The sequence below is a fragment of the Nocardioides sp. CPCC 206348 genome (assembly GCF_048654705.1).
In the GTDB taxonomy this organism is placed as follows: Bacteria; Actinomycetota; Actinomycetes; order Propionibacteriales; family Nocardioidaceae; genus Nocardioides.
Window position 1 is genome coordinate 28,389 of record NZ_JBMCZA010000113.1, and the last position, 1,535, is coordinate 29,923.

Genomic DNA, 1,535 nt, shown 5'->3' on the forward strand with positions numbered 1-1,535 from the left:
CGGGGAGGTCGTGCGCGACCCGGACGCCCTCGGCGGACCAGTTCGGGTCGCGGGTGAGCACGATCGTCTGACGGCCGGGCAGCGGCTTGCCGATGCCCTCGTGGGTGGTGCGGCCGATGATGAGCACGTGGCCCGTGGTCGTCGCCTTGAAGTGCGCGAAGTCCGCCGGGATGTGCCAGGGGATGTTGGCGTCCGAACCGATCACACCGTTCTCGGCCACGGCCGCCACCATCGTGACGCGCCTGCCTCCTGGGGTACTCATACCGCGATCGGCGCCTTGATCCCGGGGTGCGGGTCGTAGCCGTCGATGCGGATGTGCTCGAGGTCGAACGCGTCGAGCTCGGTGACCTCGGGGTCGAGCCACAGCGTGGGCAGCCCACGCGTCTCCCGGCCGAGCTGGAGCCGGGCCTGGTCGAGGTGGTTGGAGTAGAGGTGCGCGTCGCCGAGGGTGTGCACGAAGTCCCCGACGCGCAGGCCGGTCACGTGGGCGACCATGTGGGTGAGCAGGGCGTACGACGCGATGTTGAACGGCACGCCGAGGAACACGTCGGCCGAACGCTGGTAGAGCTGGCAGCTGAGCCGCGCCGGACCACCGTCGTCCGCGGGAGCGACGTAGAACTGGAAGAGCGTGTGGCAGGGGGCGAGCGCCATCTGCGGGATGTCGGCGACGTTCCAGGCCGAGACGATGTGCCGGCGGCTGTCGGGGTCGCGGCGGATCTGCTCGACGATCTGCTTGATCTGGTCGACGTGTCCGCCGTCCGGTGTCGGCCAGGACCGCCATTGGTAGCCGTAGACCGGTCCGAGGTCACCGTTGTCGTCGGCCCACTCGTCCCAGATCGAGATGCCGCGGTCCTGCAGCCACTTCACGTTGGTGTCGCCGCGGAGGAACCACAGCAGCTCGCCGAACACCGAGCGGGTGTGGATCTTCTTCGTGGTGACCATCGGGAAGCCCTCGGCCAGGTTGAACCGCATCTGGTGCCCGAAGACGCTCAGCGTGCCGGTTCCGGTGCGGTCGCCCTTCTCCACGCCTTCGTCGAGGATCCGCTGGACGAGGTCGAGGTAAGAGCGCACAGGTGCAGGTTAGTCGGGCAAGGCGCTCAGAGTGCGACAGTCCCGAGGATCGTGGTCAGGGTGTCGCCGCCGACCCAGATCGAACCGGCCTCGTCGGTCTCGATGTGGACCCGTCCGCGGCGCCCCAGGACCGTCCCCTGACTGGCCGTGTACGACGCCGGGAGCACGCCGCCCGCGAGCCACTGCGCGAGCGACGCATTGAGCGAACCGGTCACCGGGTCCTCGGTCGTGCCGGCGGCGTGTGGGCAGAACGCACGCACCTCGACCGCGCACTCGGAGCCCTGGGGGTAGGGACCGACCACGCCGACGTCGACCGGCATCGCCGCGAAGTCCGGGGTCAGTGCGAGCACCACGTCGGCCGACGCGAGCCGCACGCCGACCCATCCGGGTCCGTTGTCGGCCCAGGCGATGTCGAGGATCTCGTCACGATCGATCCCGAGCGCGCCGGCGATCTGCGCCGCAAG

3 protein-coding genes are annotated in these 1,535 nt (G+C 69.7%); all 3 read right to left on the minus strand.

From position 1 onward, the window contains the following. Positions 1-262, minus strand: a 262-nt coding sequence (locus tag ACOADB_RS06900) for a dihydrofolate reductase (protein ID WP_420280601.1), incomplete at its 3' end; no start/stop codon positions are given. Then, complete coding sequence (locus ACOADB_RS06905) at positions 259-1,071, minus strand: thymidylate synthase (RefSeq protein WP_378597219.1); 813 nt, start codon at positions 1,069-1,071, stop codon at positions 259-261. The genes ACOADB_RS06900 and ACOADB_RS06905, both read right to left, overlap by 4 nt. Positions 1,072-1,097: 26 nt before the next feature. Further along, on the minus strand, positions 1,098-1,535 hold a 438-nt coding region (locus ACOADB_RS06910; protein ID WP_378597220.1), incomplete at its 5' end, for a PhzF family phenazine biosynthesis protein.